Genomic DNA, 15,901 nt, shown 5'->3' on the forward strand with positions numbered 1-15,901 from the left:
AAAATGCTGATTAGGGTGTAGAATCAAGGCAGAGGTCAGCCATCCAACGTATTTTCCAGCTTCCGCCCCGCTGACCCAAAAAGCAAATGCCTAGCCAAAATTGGATCGAGGGACGGGTAAAAGAAACTTCTCGATTTTTATCCTCCGTTGTGCTTTTCGAGCTTAGAGTTGGCGCTCTAGGACACCGACGTCTGGAGGTAATCAACAGCTGATCCGAAGCTTTCCAAAGGAACGGATCGTATCCCCGACAGAAGGAGTCTATAAGAAAGCGGCCGATGTATTCCGGGGATTGTTTGGACAGAATAGTGCAACGTGGCCCCAAGATCGTTTAGGTCCCGTGAATGACATACTTATAGCTGTAACCGCGTTTCGCATGGGCGCCACAGTGATTACCGAGAATGAAAAAGATTTCTCCCGCATCGCGAGACTTTTGCCTAGCTTCAGATTTTCAATCCCCTACTGAACGAAGTTCAATGAAGCTGCTTCCAAAGATGTATTCCCGTTTGCATTTTGTTTGCATTTTTGCACCCAAATTGGTTGATTTTGGGTCATTTTGGATACTTGGATCTGGTCGTATCGACGATGTTATAGCGATCTGTCACGTCGGAGGTCGCGGGTTCGAGTCCCGTCGGCCCCGCTCAAACGCGTCAACGCGTCTTCGAGTCGCGCGTCTCCGCGTAGGCTCGCAGACGCGGAACGCACAGACGCATTGGGTGGGCTGAGTGGTTGCAAAAACCGCTCAGCCCATTTTCATTTTTGGTTGCTGAAGACAATTGATTGCGCAACCTGTCAATTGGAAACATCCAAACTCTGGCATACTGGAGCGAGTTTGCGCCCTCAGGGAAACTTGTTTGGCGCGACAGGAATGGTAAGGATCGTCCAATGTTGCATCGAAATTGAGTGACGTTAATTAGTACTTGCCGCTGCGGAGTAAAGTTTTGATTTCGTTGTGATTGCCAAGAAAGGAAATGTACAAATCGGTCTGTCTGACTTGAAAAAGAAATCGCAGAGATAAGTTCGCTCTGCATTCAAAGAGCTTTTCACCAAGTTTACGAATCCCGAGGCCGCTATGTTTGTGAGGTTGCCCAAAGGCTTCAGTCAGCTCGATCAACGACAGCAAGCAATCGATTCTTTCGTTTTTTGTCAGGTTCTGCAGCCTCTTGATCACATCGGGATCGATGGACAGGAGCTTATTCAAGCATCTTCCTCAATTGTTCCGCTGTAACAGTGACAAGCCTTCCGGAACGTTTCATGCGGCGATAGCGGCTTTCAGTAGCCTCTTCCAAAGCGTTGACCTCTTCAACTGTCGCAGCGTATTCGCGACTTGCATAGTCCGTAGATTCCACTTCGATCTTGCGAAGAGCGATAATGTCGGCTCCGCATATGATGCCGATATCTTCTCCGCTGGCCGCTGCCGAAAGCAATCGCCCCAGGTTCTTTTTGGCTTCTGTAATAGTTAAAGTCTTCATATAGTCTTTATAAAGACTATTATCGGGTTTGTCAAGGCTCCTGTCTGGGCTAACCCCATTCAATTGATCAGCTGACCAACGATAGGAAATCAATCAATTTCGGGAATCTTGGCGGTATCAAAAATTCCGTCCGGCATCCAAATCGTGAAATCTCGCCACTGGCTCAAGTTCTTCTGGGTCAACGGCTCAGTCGTCTTCAAAAGAAATTTGTGTTCGATTCCCGTTTGCATTCTGTTTGCATTTTTGCACCCAAATTGGTTGACTTTGGTTGATTTTGGATACCTGGATCTCGTCGTCTCGACGATGTTGTAGCGATCTGTCACGTCGGAGGTCGCGGGTTCGAGTCCCGTCGGCCCGCTTTACGCTACTTTCAGCCTGAGAGGCTCCCCAAAAGGGAGTCTCCAGTGCTGTTCATCACTCAGGTCGTGATCTTTCCAGCTTTTCTTTCGTCATCCGATACCTCTCTGACGGAGTCGTAAAAGTCACTGCCCACAAAAATAATCTTCCAGGTCTACGATGATGTCCTCCCGATCCGGTATCACCACTTCCAGACTGCATTTTTGCCCTTCCAGAACCAAATCAGCTGCATATTTACCGGGAGTAAGATTTTCCAAATAGAACTGGCCTCCTTTACCTACCGTAAACTGCCGGATGGCACCTTCAACCTGAAGTGAGAATGCGGCAAATTCTGCCGGTCGTTTGATCGCGCCATCCAGGAAAAACAGACGCCCCTCGAATCCTTGCAGTCGTTGAACATCAAATTTCATGATGCTTCCTCCGCGAAGAGGCGGAGAGACCACCTCCTGAAGTTCCGTAATCGTGTAGTTCACTGGTATGTCTTTTTCATCAATAGACACAGGGTTTTCGAAATAGGAAACCATCTCCGGGACAATCAACTCCCCGTTGCTTCGTGTGCTCCCGATCTTTTCACTGGCGTAGTAAACGTCAACATTCTTTATGTTCCCAACCTGAACCAAGGCAAAGCTGTCGGTGATTGGACGGGACAAATGGAACGATCGGTTAATGAAAGATATGGAGCCGGAATATCCGAGGGTGTATGTGTCTACTCCTTCCTGAACTTGATAATCGAACGAAGAGATTCCATAAGTCGATTTATGCTGAAAGTTCATGATCGCCCCTGGATCGCCGCGCGGTTCGGCCTCTGCCGAGACCCTGTATCCGATTCCAGGACCGCGAGGCGCATTCTGCGAAATCATTCCCGTTATGCGGTCCCTTCCGTTCTGATGGCGATACTGGATGTTTGCCGAGCGGTTTCCGTCAAAAAAGAAATTTACACCGGCAAAGAATTCGTGGGTAACACGGAATTCCCGGTTTCTGTTTGCGGAGACAACAATCGATGCGGTTCTCCCCAGAGGCCGGCTGAAAGAAACGGAGAACTCGCGGCTTTCGGGACTGTCGTATTTTGTTGTTCGGGAAAGTGTGAAAGAGAAGGACCCCAATGAACGCGGATAGAAAGAAAACCCGGCCAGTTCGCGCAAGCGAACGGAGTTCCGCTCGCCATCCGAAGATAGATTGGCGTATTCGGGGCTGGTAGTCTGGATAGAAGCATGAGCGCCCCACTTTCTGCCAAAGAATTTGTAAGTAAGCGATGCTCCGAACCCTTTTTTGCCGGCTTGTCTGCTGTAAGCTCCGGAAGCGCTGATCTCTCCGGCATTGAAAATGAGAAAGGTGGCGGTCGGACCGAAGTTTATCGTGTTGCTATCGGCTTCAGCGCGAAATCCGGCTGTAAAAGCCGACGAGAAGCCATATTGATGAAAACCAGCGAAAGCAGGATCACGATAATCGAAGCTAGCTTTGCCAAGATTCTGTCGGATCCATCCTGCGTTGTAGCTGAAGTCGTGAAGTCCCGGCTTTAATAATGAGGAGCTCAGATAAAAAGGCAAAAGCAGCACTTGTTCACGTCCGAATGCATCCTTGATTACAACCATGACTTCTCCGGATCCCGTGCTGCTCTGAAGGTTGGCGAACTGAAACTGTCCGGGACCAAGATTCATAGTCTTGATAAGTTGCCGGTTCAGATAGATTTGAACTTCGGATGATGTTGCGAGTAAACCTTCGAAATCGAATCCCGGTGTCTTGATGAAATGTGGAGTAGCAGAATAATTGCGGGAAAAACTGATTCCCCCCAGAGTACCAACTCCGCCCAGGGTACCGGAAAAAGCGGAGAAGTCACCGAGCGTCAAACGGTTGTTTCTTTTCACATCGTCCCACGTAATCTGAGAGGTCAATCTTACAAAGCGGAGTTCCTTGTGCTCCTTCGTAAGCGAAAAGCCTGTGATTGCGAGCGAGCCTGCTTTGCTGAGAGCCAACTCCCCGGGGACATTCCAGACCGATACGCTATCAGTACCACTGTATCGCAGACTGTAGTTTAGAAAGGCGGCAGTATCCCTGGTTTGCAATATAGTCTTCGTTTCGCGTTGTGAAAGATCGACAAAAGACTTGTAAAAAACTTGAGGCTCGGCCGTGATTCGCAAGATCGAGCCCTTTTCAATTTCATATTGAACCATAGGCTCCAGAGACCGGAGCGAGACACACTCCTTTTGCCGAACCTTAACGATCCGCCCTTTGAGCTGTAATCCGAATTGCTGGAACTGTTCTTCCGAAAAGAGGAGATCACTGTCTGGGGTCATCAGAAGAAAGAAATCTCCCTTGTCTACTTCATTCAGAAATACTCTCAGCAAGATATCGTCACCATTCGGCACGTCCGCCAAAACAAGAGAGCCGAGAGCCAGTAACAGAAGTTCCATCTCTGTTAATGGCCTCGTTCACAGAATTGTTGCTGGATTTGGGTAGAAGCTTCCAGTTTTAGATCTTCTGAAGAAAGAAGGACACTTACGTTCTTTGCGGACCGGCACTCTGTTTCCGGGAGTCTAATCTCAATGGTTTTGGATGCATTTGCGAGGACATAGGAGCCGGATGCATCCGTGGAAAAGACTCTTGCGCCCGACTCATCCAGACCGATCACGTCAATCTTCTGTATCTGAAGGTGGTGATTGCCTGTATTCTTGACGTGGATCCCTAGTGTCCCGTCTTTCAAGCCCACACCCTCTATTGCGCCTTCACGTTGAACTTGCGACTTCCCGACAAAAAGAGGAATGGATAAGGTAAGCGTCATCTTGATCGCAGTCTCTCCAGGTTTTGTAATCGGAAGTTCTTGTACGAACAAACGGAACGCTCTTTCCCGCTCACGCAGGAAATCACCCTGGTAGCCGATTCGAACAATCATTTCCCGATCCGGATCCAGCGTAAAGATTTTGGGGAAGAACACGATGTCCTTCGTTGGACTGTAGGTGTCTTCCCCCATTTCATTCTGTTTCCACTCCACAATTTCCAATTGAACTGTCACCGGCTCCTGGTGGTTGTTGGACAGGTTCAGAATGGTTGTGCTGGTGTTTTCGTTCAAATGGAGCTTCGTCGGATTCACCTTGAAATCTCCTGCACCAAGATCATGAGCCATAAGAACACTGAGAAGCAAAAGCAAGGAGATTGGGCATTTCACAATTCCTTTCCTCCTGAACTAGAACGTGACGGTCACATTTACAACATCCGTGTAACTTCCACTCGGCTGAAGGAGTGTTGGACTGGCAGTACCAAATACTGTATGGCCCTGCGCCGAACCATTCCCCGTATCATTTTTCGGATTCCCAGGCGCAGTCCCGCCATCACCCCAGAGTACAGTGCGTGCGAGATCCTGGAACAAGCTGTAATCCATGAAATTGCTGCCGGATTGCATCCGCCGGGAGCTACTAGACAAATGCTGGCCTGCATCGAGTGCAATCGAATAATTCACGCCGCTGTTGCACGTAACCGTTACGTTGCCGTTGCCATTTGCGCTTGTTCCTGGACTGACGTTTCCGAACGCTACAGCGGTTGTGCTCACACTGGAGCAACCGGCCGCCGCAACAGTTGCACTGATGTCTAATGTACCGCTCAGCGTTGCGGCCGAGGCGGTTACGCAGAGAATCAGGCTGAATCCAAAGAGCAAAAAGATTTGAAATCGTTTCATCTCATTCCTCCATTTGTTTGAATAACTTCTAGAATGTGACCGTGACATTCACGGTATCTTGATACGCTCCTTCTCGCTGGGTTGAGTCGGCTGTAGTATCGCCGAACACAGTGTGATTCTGAGGAGAACCATTCCCGGTTCCATTTACCGGATCCCCTGGAGCTGTGGAGCCGTTTCCCCAGGGATTCGCGTGGAACGTATCCTGGAACAGCTCGTACGTCATAAATTCAGGACCAACAAAACCATCATTCACCATCCGGCGAATTCCACCCGAAAAGTTCAGTCCTTCATTCAAGGCGATCGAGTAATTGACTCCGGATGAGCAGGTGATCGTAATGGCGCCATTGGCCTGTGCGCCCGTTCCTGGCGAAACAGTCCCGAAGCTGATCGCGGTCGTGCTCAGCGCGGAGCAGCCGGCAGCCCCAACGGTTGCGCCGACATCCAGGTTACTGCTGAGCGTCCCGGCAACAGCGAAGTGGGAAAAAGCCACAATCAAAGCAATGATCAGGAAAAGTTGATACCGTTTCACAGCATTCCTCCTGATGAAAACCATCTTTACCTCACTCATAGATATAGAACAGGAACGATGGGGAAAACGGGCCAAGTGTGAGCGCTTCACGAATTCATGTACTGCCGGAGCATGTCTCTGAGGTAATCCCATCCTCCGGATGCTGCTGATGCCGCGATTCCTGGCAAAAGCGCAGGTACCGAGTAGTTAACGCCAAAAGTGATAGTTGCGACAACGGCTGTAATGGTAACCTTAAACACTGCACCAGCGATGTTCAGAGCTCTAGCAGCATCGGGATTGCGGCTGCCGAATTCTCCGGTTGAGGCGCTGATTTCGGTGAATGCTGAATCGATCGTTTCAACGATTTGATTGATTCTGTCCATAGGCTCGCCGCCGATCGTTTGCAATGGAATTTCGCGGATGGCCTGGGATAATTGACGGTGTAGATTCTCCAGGGCAACGAGTTTATCCCGTTCTGATCCGGAACCATTGATACCCTCTTTGCCGAATGCCTCGCTGTCATTGAAAGTGCCAATTGCGTAATTGATGGAAGAGAAGAACTGAGTTGCAGCCTTTTGTTTCTGCGATTCAATCACAGCTTGTGCACCCTTACTTGGTGCAGTCTGTATCCCCTTGAATCGCATTTCTTCTAAGAGCCTGGTATTCTCGGAAGACACTGTAACTTCCGAAGTTGAATTGGGGGTAGTTCTTGCTGCACTCGCGTCCAACAAGGTGGAAGGTATTTTGCCAATCTCGTAGCGATCGCCACCGGAAGCGATGCCCTGCTGCTGGATTATTTTAGAAGGTGAAGTAGAAGTAGCCGGAATCCGGAGAAGCTGTCCTGGCCTAAGTGAGGCACCCTCGTTAAGATTGTTGGATTTTGCCAGTGCTTCTTCAGAAAAATTCAATTTGATAGCGACAGACTTTAATGTGTCACCCTGCTGAACAGTGTAGCTGTCCGTCTGCTGGGACAACGTGGTTGTAGAGACATTGGATCGTGAAATGCGCATGGCCGATTCTCCTTTGCGACCGTTCAAGTAGTTTTTTTGCAAAAACGCCTAAATTGTCCTTAAGTAATGAAACAGGAATGGATGAAAAAAGGTGCCATTGTTGCTCGTGAGTCAAAAAAGTATTTAACTGAAGAAACGTCGAAGCCTGAAAACGGTTTCGTAAAGGGTCTCTAAAAAAATTGAGGAAGCGCAGTGCTCGATTCGGAAGTGGTCTTTTCTGAGTTCATTGGTAAGTTTTCCTTTATCTTGGCACGGTCAAACAAGCTCAAAAGGAATCGGTACTACCATTCCTGCGCCGAAAAGGTTCACCCGGATGAAAATCGTCACAGGGTGAAACGGATGAGACCCCGATACAGAAACCGCAGACTGGAACAGGTCGGCATCAGAGAACCTGTTTGCATTGCTGCCATCCACCGAAGGCAGGTTCACTGTTTGTCTTCTTTCCTATTTCTTCTCCGCATTCTGCAAAACAACTCGAGCAACATTTCGGATCCAGTCATCGGGATCGTTTACGGCTTCTTTTAATGCAGGAATGGCTTGATGTGGAAATGGCTTCAAAGAGCCTATGGCATAAATAGCTCTTCCCCGCACTCCCCGGTCTTGATCCTTCATTGCATCGATGAGCGCTTCGACACACTGCTCTCCAGTTGGATCGATGACCGCTAGAGCGACCACGACTCCCATGCGAATATCGTCTCTGTGGTGGTGTTTTAATGTGTAAATCAGAACAGGAATAGCTGGCCGTGAGGCTGGACCAATTGTCTGCAAAGCATCAATAGCAGAAGCGTGAATGCTTTCCTCGTTGTTCTTCAATATCTGAATTAGTCCCGGGATTGCATCTACTGCGGATGGATCAATTTTGCGTACACGTAAGAGGGCGTTTCTTGCAGAGCCCTGGACGTGTTCATCCGGATCCTGAAGAGCTTCAAGCAAAGGGATAATTGCCTGAGCTGGAAACGGCTGCAAGTGAGCGAGTGAACCGGCGGCCTTCTGGCGAACATCGGGGGATTTGTCTTTCAGTGTTTTGATCAAGACAGATGCATTCTCGAGTGCTTGTGGATCAATCTTTTGTAGGGCGCCTGCTGCCAGTTGTCTGACGGATTCGCTCGAGTCAGACGATAACGCGCGCTTTAACGCCGGAACCGCAGGCTTTGCCACCGGTCCCAGGTCCTCCAGAGCTGAGGCCGCAGCGCTGCGGACACTGTCATCGGGATCATTGAGTGACTCTGCAAGAGCCGTCACTGCCTCTTTAGCATCAGGACCGGGTTTCCGTAAGGTTCTTGCAGCTTCCCTTCGTACTGATGGATTACTGTCTTTGAGCGTTTCAACAATCGCTTTCACGGTCGGACTGTCCAAATCGGCCATTTTGCTAAGTGCCGAAAGGACTTCTTTTTTCAGCGTTGAATTTCCCCGCATCAGTCCATCCGTCAGCACGGGTAAAAGTTCCGCAACCGTGACTCCCTCTTTAGCCCTGCTTAAAAGAATCGCCGTTTTCGTACGGACCTCTAAATCCGGATGCTTCAAAAGATCCTTTGTTGCCGGCACAATTTCCACTGAAGTCGGATCTATCTGCCGGAGCGCTCCTGCAGCATTGATTCGCACATTCGGATCCGCGTCAGCGAGTGCATCCTGCAGTGCTGGGATTGCATCCACCGCCGCTTCATTCAGAATCCAGAGCACACGCGCCGCCCCCGCCCTCACCCTCGCGTCCGTATCTTTCAGCGCTTCCTTCAGAAGCGGCACGGCTTCAGGAGATTTCAACTTTTCAAGTATTTCAATCGCCTTAAGCCTTTCAGCAACATCCCTGGATTTCAACTGCTTGCTTAACAGCTCGATTACATCCGCGCCGCTCCAGCCGGCGCTGACCTGAAAGCAGAAAATCGCAAACCAAATGAAGATGGAGCATTTTTTCATGATCGGTCTCAATCATACAAAACATCCCATTCGTCACAAAGCTTATGCGATTCCTCTTTGAATCACCTGTTGACGCACCTTGTCCAGATCACTACGCAAAGACAGTTGTTCTTTTGCGACGGTTTGCATTTGTTGCACAAGATTCATTTGTTGTCCAAACCAGTCGACAGCATCACGCGTCCCGAGTTCTTCAGGCGATACTGGAATATGTGGTTGGGGTCCGGGACTGTCGATGAACTCCCTGGTATCTGGAATCTCAACACGATTCTGCAGCAGAAAGGCTCCTGTCGGAGGAATGTCTTGGGAATTCTGAAGTTGAAATGCCTCTTTTGGGGGAATATCGCCTGTTTGCAGTCTGAATGCCTCTTTTGGAGGAACGTCGGTTTGTAGCCTGAATGCCTCCTTAGGTGGCAGTTCTGTTTGCTTCGTAAAAGCTTCTCTTGGTGGTAAATCAGTCTGTGGCCTGAATGCCTCCTTTGGTGGAATATCGCTTTGCAACCGGAACGCATCTTGTGGCGGGATATCCGGTTGCCGCTTTCGAACCAGGGCTTCTAAAGCTTCGGTATCGCGAGAAGAAAAAGTAGACAGACCCTGTTCAATTCGGAATTTCGGGTCTTTAATGGTTCTTTCCACTTCTTTAAGGTGCACAAGAGCATCTCTTGAGGGGATCTTTGAAAGATAGTCTACTGGAGATTCGAATTGACCAACTCCAGCATTTTGCACTGCGTCTACAACTCCTTTAGCCGCTTCACTGAAACTATCCTTCCACCCAAAATAACCTGCTACGGCTTCACTGGTCTCCGTTGCGTTCTCCACGGCATTTGCAACGGCTCGTAAAAGCTCATCCATGCCATCCACGTTTGAAAAACTAAAACCAGGAATCAGATTAACCGGCATAAGCCTTAACCTCCTTGTATTTCAGTTAAATGAACAATACTCACAATGTTTTCTCTTTAATGGAGATCCCCAAAATGCAATTTTGCTTTTTGAACGACCTCAACTTCCTGCTTTTTTTGCCAACCGCAAAGCTTCCTGCACGGTCAGAACCAGCATGCGTGCCCGATTCGCGAATCGATCGGAACCTCTAGGGTCAAGCTCGATGGCCTTGTGAAAATCGTCTGCTGCTTCGGCAAACTTTCCTTGCCTTAATTGAATCTCTCCGCGGTTCACGAGCGAGCAAAGATCGCCAGGGAAGACTTGGAGAGCGCGAGTGTAATGTGCAATCGCTAAATCAAACGCTTTCTCTTTCTGATAGATGGCTCCCAGATGACCGTGGACATACGGATTTCCTCCATCGAGCACAGCAAGCCCTTCAAAAATCTGTTTGGCCTCTGCCATACGTCCATTCTCGAAAAGAGAATGCCCGCTGAGCACCAGACCGGCAATTTCCGCGATCCCGATACCGGCCTGCTCTTGCGATTGAAATTCAGGTTCTTTCATAAGCTACCTCTCTTTCGAAGACTTAAATTGTCTTCATTGATATAAAACAGGAATAATGTTGAAAACGGGCCATGGACATACCAGGTATTACTGATCCATTTGCTCCACACGACGGAGATTGATTACTATAGACATATCTATGGCGTCATCGAAGGAAATCACCGAGATCCTGAGACATTGGAGTGATGGTGATCGGGCTGCCCTTGATGAACTGATACCGCTGGTTTATGACGAGCTGCGCCGGAAAGCCGGATTCTATTTACGCAGGCAGCGTTCCAATCACACGCTGCAACCGACAGCCCTGGTAAACGAAGTGTATTTAAGGATGGCCAGACAGAGTCATATTGTTTTACAAAACCGCGCTCATTTTTTTGCGGTGGCTGCGAGAATCATGCGACAGATCCTGGTGAATCATGCAGAGGCTCACAACGCAGCAAAAAGAGGGGGCACCGCTTACAGGGTAACTTTCAACGATGCAATCACTCCCGGAAAACATAAGGACCTGGACGTTACAGCTGTGGATCTCGCCTTGAAAAAACTCGCGGCCATGGATGTGCGCAAGAGCAGGATTATCGAGTTACATTTCTTTGCAGGCCTGACAAGCGAGGAGATTGCGGAGGTACTTGAAGTCTCGCTTTCCACTGTAAAACGAGAATCGAAACTTGCGAAAGCATGGCTTTATTCAGAGCTCAAGAAATAGAATTGGATGAAATCGGAACAGTTCCATCAAATTCGGAAACTTTTGATCTCTCTTCAACTCAGTTCCCCCGAAAACCGTGAAACACTAATTCAAGAAAACTGCGCCGACAACCCAACGCTTCAAGTCATTGTGAAAACTTTCCTGGAGCCGGATGACGCCGCCGAGAGGCAGAAGTTGCTGACTGCTGAGAACTGGGCGCAAATTGAAGACTTGTTTTATTCGGTGCTGCAGCTCGATCCTGACAAACGCACTGCATTTCTTGAGGAGGCTTGTCGCGATCGTCCGGCTCTACGGGAAAAAATCGAAGTTCTTCTCCAGGCAGACGAGGAAATCTCAGCCGAAAACTTTCTCAGCTCCCCCATCGTTTCACTGATGGAGGAAAAGCCCTCTTCGCAGTTGGAACAAGGCACGATCTGGGTGCATTACAAGATTCTCGATCTGATTGGTGAAGGTGGAATGGGGAGGGTTTACCGCGCGGAGGATCAGCGCTTAAAGCGTTTCGTGGCAATCAAAGTCCTTCCGGATCACCTGGCAAACAACGAATTGGCCTTGCACCGTTTTGAGCGGGAAGCAAGAGCCCTTGCGGCGCTATCCCATCCCAACATCGTCACGATCCATGATGTGGGTGCTGAGCGAGGAGTCTCTTTTGTTGTAATGGAATGGTTGGAGGGACAAACTCTGCGAGCTCCGCTATGTAATTCTGCGCTTTCCTGGAGCCGGGCTGTCGAGATAGCCATCTCGATTTCAGAAGGGCTTTCTGCCGCGCATTCCAAAGGCGTGGTCCACCGTGATTTGAAGCCGGAAAACATTTTTCTGACTGTCGATGGAAGGATCAAGATTCTGGATTTTGGAGTGGCACGAACGCAGGAAGCTTTCTCCAGGGATACTGTTTCTCCGGAAGCGGAGACCCTTGTGCGAACACTTGCGGGAACTCTGGTGGGCACCGTTCCTTACATGTCCACCGAACAAGTTAAGGGGGAGCCGGTCGATATCCGGTCCGATATTTTCTCACTCGGGTGTGTGCTCTACGAGATGCTTACTGGAAAGTCTCCTTTCCAGCGCAACACGAATGCAGAAACCATTGCAGCGATTCTGAGCGAAGATCCACCGGAGATTTCCGGGATTGCAAAAGATGTTCCTGTTGCACTGGCGCGCATTACTCACCGCTGTATGGCAAAGGATCCGGACCTTCGTTTTCAGTCTGCGAATGATCTTTCTTCCGCGCTGAAATCGATCGCCAGGACGGAAACGATAAAAGCAAGTCCCGCCTTGCAACCGGCCGGTATTCCTCTCTCCTTGCGTAACCCAAGAATCTGGATTGTGCCTGTTCTGATTATGGCTGCTTTTGCGTTTTGGTTTTCGCGGAAAGGTCAAGAAAGCCCAATGCCTCCATCGAAAATTCAATCGATTGCTGTATTGCCGTTAGCAAATCTTTCCGGAAATCCACAGCAAGAATATTTTGCGGAGGGGATGACGGAAGCGGTCATTGCGCACCTGGCACAAATTCGAGCACTAAAAGTAATTTCCCGTACTTCTGTAATGCAGTATAAGAAAACTCGTAAACCGGTCCGGGAAATCGGCAAGGAACTGCAGGTAGATGCTGTGATAGAAGGATCGGTTTTGTATTCGGGGAATCGAGTCCGGATTACTGCCCAGTTGATCGATGCGCGAAGCGACGCGCACTTGTGGGCTCAGACGTATGACAGGGATATTCAGGATGTGTTATCCCTTCAAAGCGAAATAGCAAGCGATATCGCGCAACAGATCCGGATCGAAATCAGTCCCGAAGAGCGAAAAAGTCTGGCGACCAAAACCAAATTGGATCCGCAAGGGTATGAAGCTTATTTAAAAGGTAGTTATTTCTGGAACAAAAGATCGCCCGAAGGGATGAAAAAGTCTTTGGAATATTTTCAAGAGGTCTTAGATCTGGATCCAACCTATGCGCCCGCCTATGTTGGTATAGCGGATTGTTACATCGCCCACGGAGGAGCGCTTCTGGGGATTCCGGGAAAGGAAGCATATGCCAAAGCCAAAGCAGCGATTACAAAGGCGTTGGAAATCGATGAGAAACTTGCAGAAGCACACGCTTCTTTGGGCTCAATCAAAGGGGAATTGGAGCACGATTGGAACGGCGCCGAGAAAGAGTACCGGCGAGCGATTGAGCTAAAACCGGGCTATGCTACAGCGCACCATTGGTACAGCGACTTCTTAGTGATCCATGGCCGCCTGGAAGAGGCGCTGAAAGAAATAGAACGCGCGTTAGAAATCGATCCCCTTTCTCTGATAATCAATACGAGCGTGGCAATCAAGCTCTACACACTGGGCCGCGATGACGAAGCAATCCACCAGCTCCAGCGAACTCTTGAAATGGATCCGAACTTTATTTTGGCCCACATTTTTTTAGGCCGTACGTATTTGCAAAAAGGGATGAACGAAGATGCGCTGAAATCCTTTCTGAAAAGCGGAGCCAGGGGATACATCGGATATGGCTATGCTGTTACCGGAAAACAGGACGAAGCGAAACGGATCCTTCGACAACTAGGAGAACAATCGCTGCAAGAATACACAAATCCTTACGATTTTGCTCTTCTTCATCTCGGTCTTGGAGAAAAAGAAGAAGCACTCGAGTGGCTGGAGAAAGCTCAACAAGATAATGTTGAGGAAATCCTCTTCCTAAAGGTTGAGCCTCTGGTTGCGCCTGTCCGTTCGGATCCTCGTTTTACTGAGCTTTTACGCCGTCTGAATCTGTAATGCCTGCGGAACCCTTGTCTGTACAATTCGTCCACCAAGCGTCATCTTTCAATACATCTATCCGCAAATTCCATCCCAGTGGAATTCGAAATCACGAACGCGAAACTCCAGGCTTCGACCCGGGACGGCGCCGTGTTACGCTATCAGTACAGTGCGATTGCGTTAGAGTGAGAAACCGATCCGGATCATAGTCTCAAAAAAAGTGCGCGTTCTTTCCAACCATTTTCCGGTGCGACAGTTTTTCCATTTTTAACCGACATGCCCGTTTGAAGTCTGGAAACCTGCGCGGCTGCAAATTCGGAAGGGCTTCATTTGATCCCGCCTTTCAAGAAAGCAACAACAGCGTCCTTCACCGCCTGTGGCTGATCAAACCAGAGACAGACGCGAGAGTTGGGAATGGTCTTCGCGATGATTTTTCGATTGTTCTCGATGTTTCCCTTCCAGCTTGTGTGACAGTAGTCCTTCATATACTTCTGGTCCGGGTGATCTGAAATGCCCTCAAGACCCGGTTGCAGAAGCAAGGTCGGCACGGTCAGCTTATCCATCTCCAGCGAGATATCCTGGGCGTTGAATTCACACAGGTAACGCACCCAGACATGCAGTTGGGGAGAGGCAGCCTCCCGCCAAAGTCGCAAGCCGATGACCGGGTTGACTGCGTAGTCGCCTGGAAGAAAGTTATTATCGTCCCAGGTCTGCCGTGTGACGGTCTTGAACCATTGCGGCGCCAGATAAGTGTCGATGGTCGCCACTCGTTTCTCCAGGGTCCCGTAGTACTGAGTTTCCATCGGATCGCCGGGCTTGTCATTACTGAAGATTCCCGCTGCTCCAGCCAAAATGATTACAGACTTCACGCGGCCCGGATGCTTCATAGCCAGTCGTACCGCGATCTGTGTTCCTGTGAGCCAGTGACCCACGATGATCGGGTTACTGATGCCTTCGTCATCAATGAGCTTTTCGATGGCGTTCAGTGCGCCCAGTGTCCATGTCTGTTCGCCGAAACTTGTATTCTCGGCGGGCGATGGTGGCGCTGCTGTCCCGCCGAACCCAGCCAATGTGACAGCATACATACGGTACTCGTTGGCTATGCCATCCATGAAATCCTTGAAGATGCTCGCGCCAAAACCCAGCCCGGGAATGAGGATGATAGCCTGCGTTCCAGATCCCACGCGAAGGACTCCCCCCAACGTGCCTGGCATTGCGGTCTTGTAACCTGGCGGATCAACAAGATTGTTGATCGTTGAATCCTGCTCCATGATCCGTTTGCAGGCCTCCTGGCCATTCAGAACAGATGCCGTTACGAATAGCACGCCGAGCGTTACTACCCATCGGATAACCTGGATGGAAACGAAATTGAGAAACTTCATGATGAATTGCATTTACGCCTCCTTTTCTCACTACGGTTAACAGAGGCGGGCGGAATTGCAAACCGGTTTGTGGTTGGCGGTCAGGTAAAAGGGGTCATCGGTACCGATCCGGCTATTAATTGGAAATTCCTATTCGGGCCGTGAATGCTTCAACAGAATCTCCGCAGCCCGGGACTGATTCTCATCAGTGGCGATCCGCAAGGCGTCCTGCCATGCCGTCCGTGAACTCCGCATCGCCTCCGTGAGCCAGCAGTGCTTCGATCATCGTGGCGCGGACATCCACGCGGTCTCGCGGCATCCGCTTCAGGTTCACGCCGCTGCACGCCGCCTTGTTCGGACGTCGCGCGGAAACCGCCAGGTTGCTCATTGACAGCGGCCCAGATGTGAATCTGCAGCGGGGCGGCAAAGATCGCAATCGGGTTGTTTCGACATGGCCGAAATGAGCCGCTAGGGCAAGAGGCGTGAAACCTTTCCTTGAATGTCCAGCGATCGCCTAAAATCTCAGCAGCACGCGCCGTGGGACAGTACTGTCCATACTTAGTCATAAATCCAGTATAACCCCACCAACATTTACGACCAGTTCATTTGTTGTACTAGTAAGCTTTTGGAAAAAAACTATACTCGAGACAGAGACCAAAGGAGGAAGTATGAAAATAAATCAAATTCCTAGCCAAGGGGCTGCCGCCCCTTGAAATCCCCGCGCGCGGGATAATGCGTC

The 15,901-nt window shown here is 49.7% G+C and carries 15 protein-coding genes; 2 read left to right on the forward strand and 13 right to left on the reverse strand.

The window, feature by feature from the left end; genetic code table 11:
- Positions 1–910: 910 nt before the first annotated feature.
- The 12 genes from L0156_17985 to L0156_18040 form a co-directional block, all read right to left on the reverse strand.
- Entirely contained in the window at positions 911–1,198 is a 288-nt protein-coding gene (locus tag L0156_17985) for a hypothetical protein (GenBank protein MCI0604880.1), read from the reverse strand.
- On the reverse strand, positions 1,191–1,469 hold the full coding sequence (locus L0156_17990; protein MCI0604881.1) for a hypothetical protein: 279 nt from the start codon (positions 1,467–1,469) through the stop codon (positions 1,191–1,193). Before L0156_17990 ends, L0156_17985 begins: the two co-directional genes overlap by 8 nt.
- Positions 1,470–1,558: 89 nt before the next feature.
- A complete protein-coding gene (locus L0156_17995; GenBank protein ID MCI0604882.1) occupies positions 1,559–1,699 on the reverse strand; it encodes a hypothetical protein in 141 nt (46 codons plus the stop codon).
- A gap of 252 nt (positions 1,700–1,951) precedes the next feature.
- Complete coding sequence (locus tag L0156_18000) at positions 1,952–4,237, reverse strand: fimbria/pilus outer membrane usher protein (GenBank protein MCI0604883.1); 2,286 nt, start codon at positions 4,235–4,237, stop codon at positions 1,952–1,954.
- A gap of 5 nt (positions 4,238–4,242) precedes the next feature.
- Positions 4,243–4,989 carry a fimbria/pilus periplasmic chaperone gene (locus L0156_18005; GenBank protein MCI0604884.1) on the reverse strand — a complete coding sequence of 249 codons (747 nt, stop codon included), beginning with the start codon at positions 4,987–4,989 and terminating at the stop codon, positions 4,243–4,245.
- An 18-nt stretch (positions 4,990–5,007) separates the two neighbouring features.
- Positions 5,008–5,496 (reverse strand): spore coat U domain-containing protein, encoded by a 489-nt coding sequence (locus L0156_18010; protein MCI0604885.1) that lies wholly within the window; start codon positions 5,494–5,496, stop codon positions 5,008–5,010.
- A 28-nt stretch (positions 5,497–5,524) separates the two neighbouring features.
- Positions 5,525–6,025 (reverse strand): spore coat U domain-containing protein, encoded by a 501-nt coding sequence (locus L0156_18015; GenBank protein ID MCI0604886.1) that lies wholly within the window; start codon positions 6,023–6,025, stop codon positions 5,525–5,527.
- 86 nt (positions 6,026–6,111) lie between these two features.
- Positions 6,112–7,014 (reverse strand): LysM peptidoglycan-binding domain-containing protein, encoded by a 903-nt coding sequence (locus tag L0156_18020; protein ID MCI0604887.1) that lies wholly within the window; start codon positions 7,012–7,014, stop codon positions 6,112–6,114.
- A gap of 255 nt (positions 7,015–7,269) precedes the next feature.
- Positions 7,270–7,443 (reverse strand): hypothetical protein, encoded by a 174-nt coding sequence (locus L0156_18025; protein ID MCI0604888.1) that lies wholly within the window; start codon positions 7,441–7,443, stop codon positions 7,270–7,272.
- Between the two features lie 15 nt (positions 7,444–7,458).
- Positions 7,459–8,928, reverse strand: coding sequence for a HEAT repeat domain-containing protein (locus tag L0156_18030; protein MCI0604889.1), 1,470 nt, complete (start codon positions 8,926–8,928; stop codon positions 7,459–7,461).
- A 42-nt stretch (positions 8,929–8,970) separates the two neighbouring features.
- A complete protein-coding gene (locus L0156_18035; protein MCI0604890.1) occupies positions 8,971–9,825 on the reverse strand; it encodes a hypothetical protein in 855 nt (284 codons plus the stop codon).
- A 99-nt stretch (positions 9,826–9,924) separates the two neighbouring features.
- Complete coding sequence (locus L0156_18040) at positions 9,925–10,368, reverse strand: tetratricopeptide repeat protein (GenBank protein ID MCI0604891.1); 444 nt, start codon at positions 10,366–10,368, stop codon at positions 9,925–9,927.
- Between the two features lie 139 nt (positions 10,369–10,507).
- Between L0156_18040 and L0156_18045 the strand changes: the two genes are divergently transcribed.
- Both L0156_18045 and L0156_18050 read left to right on the forward strand, forming a co-directional pair.
- Positions 10,508–11,068 (forward strand): sigma-70 family RNA polymerase sigma factor, encoded by a 561-nt coding sequence (locus L0156_18045; protein ID MCI0604892.1) that lies wholly within the window; start codon positions 10,508–10,510, stop codon positions 11,066–11,068.
- Between the two features lie 6 nt (positions 11,069–11,074).
- Positions 11,075–13,819, forward strand: a complete 2,745-nt coding sequence (locus L0156_18050) for a protein kinase (protein ID MCI0604893.1) — start codon at positions 11,075–11,077, stop codon at positions 13,817–13,819.
- 308 nt (positions 13,820–14,127) lie between these two features.
- On the opposite strand, the gene L0156_18055 is transcribed toward L0156_18050, so the two are convergent.
- Entirely contained in the window at positions 14,128–15,195 is a 1,068-nt protein-coding gene (locus L0156_18055) for an alpha/beta hydrolase (GenBank protein ID MCI0604894.1), read from the reverse strand.
- Between the last annotated feature and the right edge of the window lie 706 nt (positions 15,196–15,901).

The sequence above is a fragment of the bacterium genome, from assembly GCA_022616075.1.
GTDB lineage: Bacteria > Acidobacteriota > HRBIN11 > JAKEFK01 > JAKEFK01 > JAKEFK01.

Bases quoted from the DNA above. Each gene is read 5' to 3' on its own strand.
- L0156_17995 (MCI0604882.1), bottom strand. From the start codon at position 1,699: ATGCAAACGGGAATCGAACACAAATTTCTTTTGAAGACGACTGAGCCG.
- L0156_18020 (MCI0604887.1), bottom strand. From the start codon at position 7,014: ATGCGCATTTCACGATCCAATGTCTCTACAACCACGTTGTCCCAGCAG.
- L0156_18040 (MCI0604891.1), bottom strand. From the start codon at position 10,368: ATGAAAGAACCTGAATTTCAATCGCAAGAGCAGGCCGGTATCGGGATC.
- L0156_18000 (MCI0604883.1), bottom strand. From the start codon at position 4,237: ATGGAACTTCTGTTACTGGCTCTCGGCTCTCTTGTTTTGGCGGACGTG.
- L0156_18035 (MCI0604890.1), bottom strand. From the start codon at position 9,825: ATGCCGGTTAATCTGATTCCTGGTTTTAGTTTTTCAAACGTGGATGGC.
- L0156_17990 (MCI0604881.1), bottom strand. From the start codon at position 1,469: ATGAAGACTTTAACTATTACAGAAGCCAAAAAGAACCTGGGGCGATTG.
- L0156_18010 (MCI0604885.1), bottom strand. From the start codon at position 5,496: ATGAAACGATTTCAAATCTTTTTGCTCTTTGGATTCAGCCTGATTCTC.
- L0156_18055 (MCI0604894.1), bottom strand. From the start codon at position 15,195: ATGCAATTCATCATGAAGTTTCTCAATTTCGTTTCCATCCAGGTTATC.
- L0156_18045 (MCI0604892.1), top strand. From the start codon at position 10,508: ATGGCGTCATCGAAGGAAATCACCGAGATCCTGAGACATTGGAGTGAT.
- L0156_18050 (MCI0604893.1), top strand. From the start codon at position 11,075: ATGAAATCGGAACAGTTCCATCAAATTCGGAAACTTTTGATCTCTCTT.
- L0156_18030 (MCI0604889.1), bottom strand. From the start codon at position 8,928: ATGAAAAAATGCTCCATCTTCATTTGGTTTGCGATTTTCTGCTTTCAG.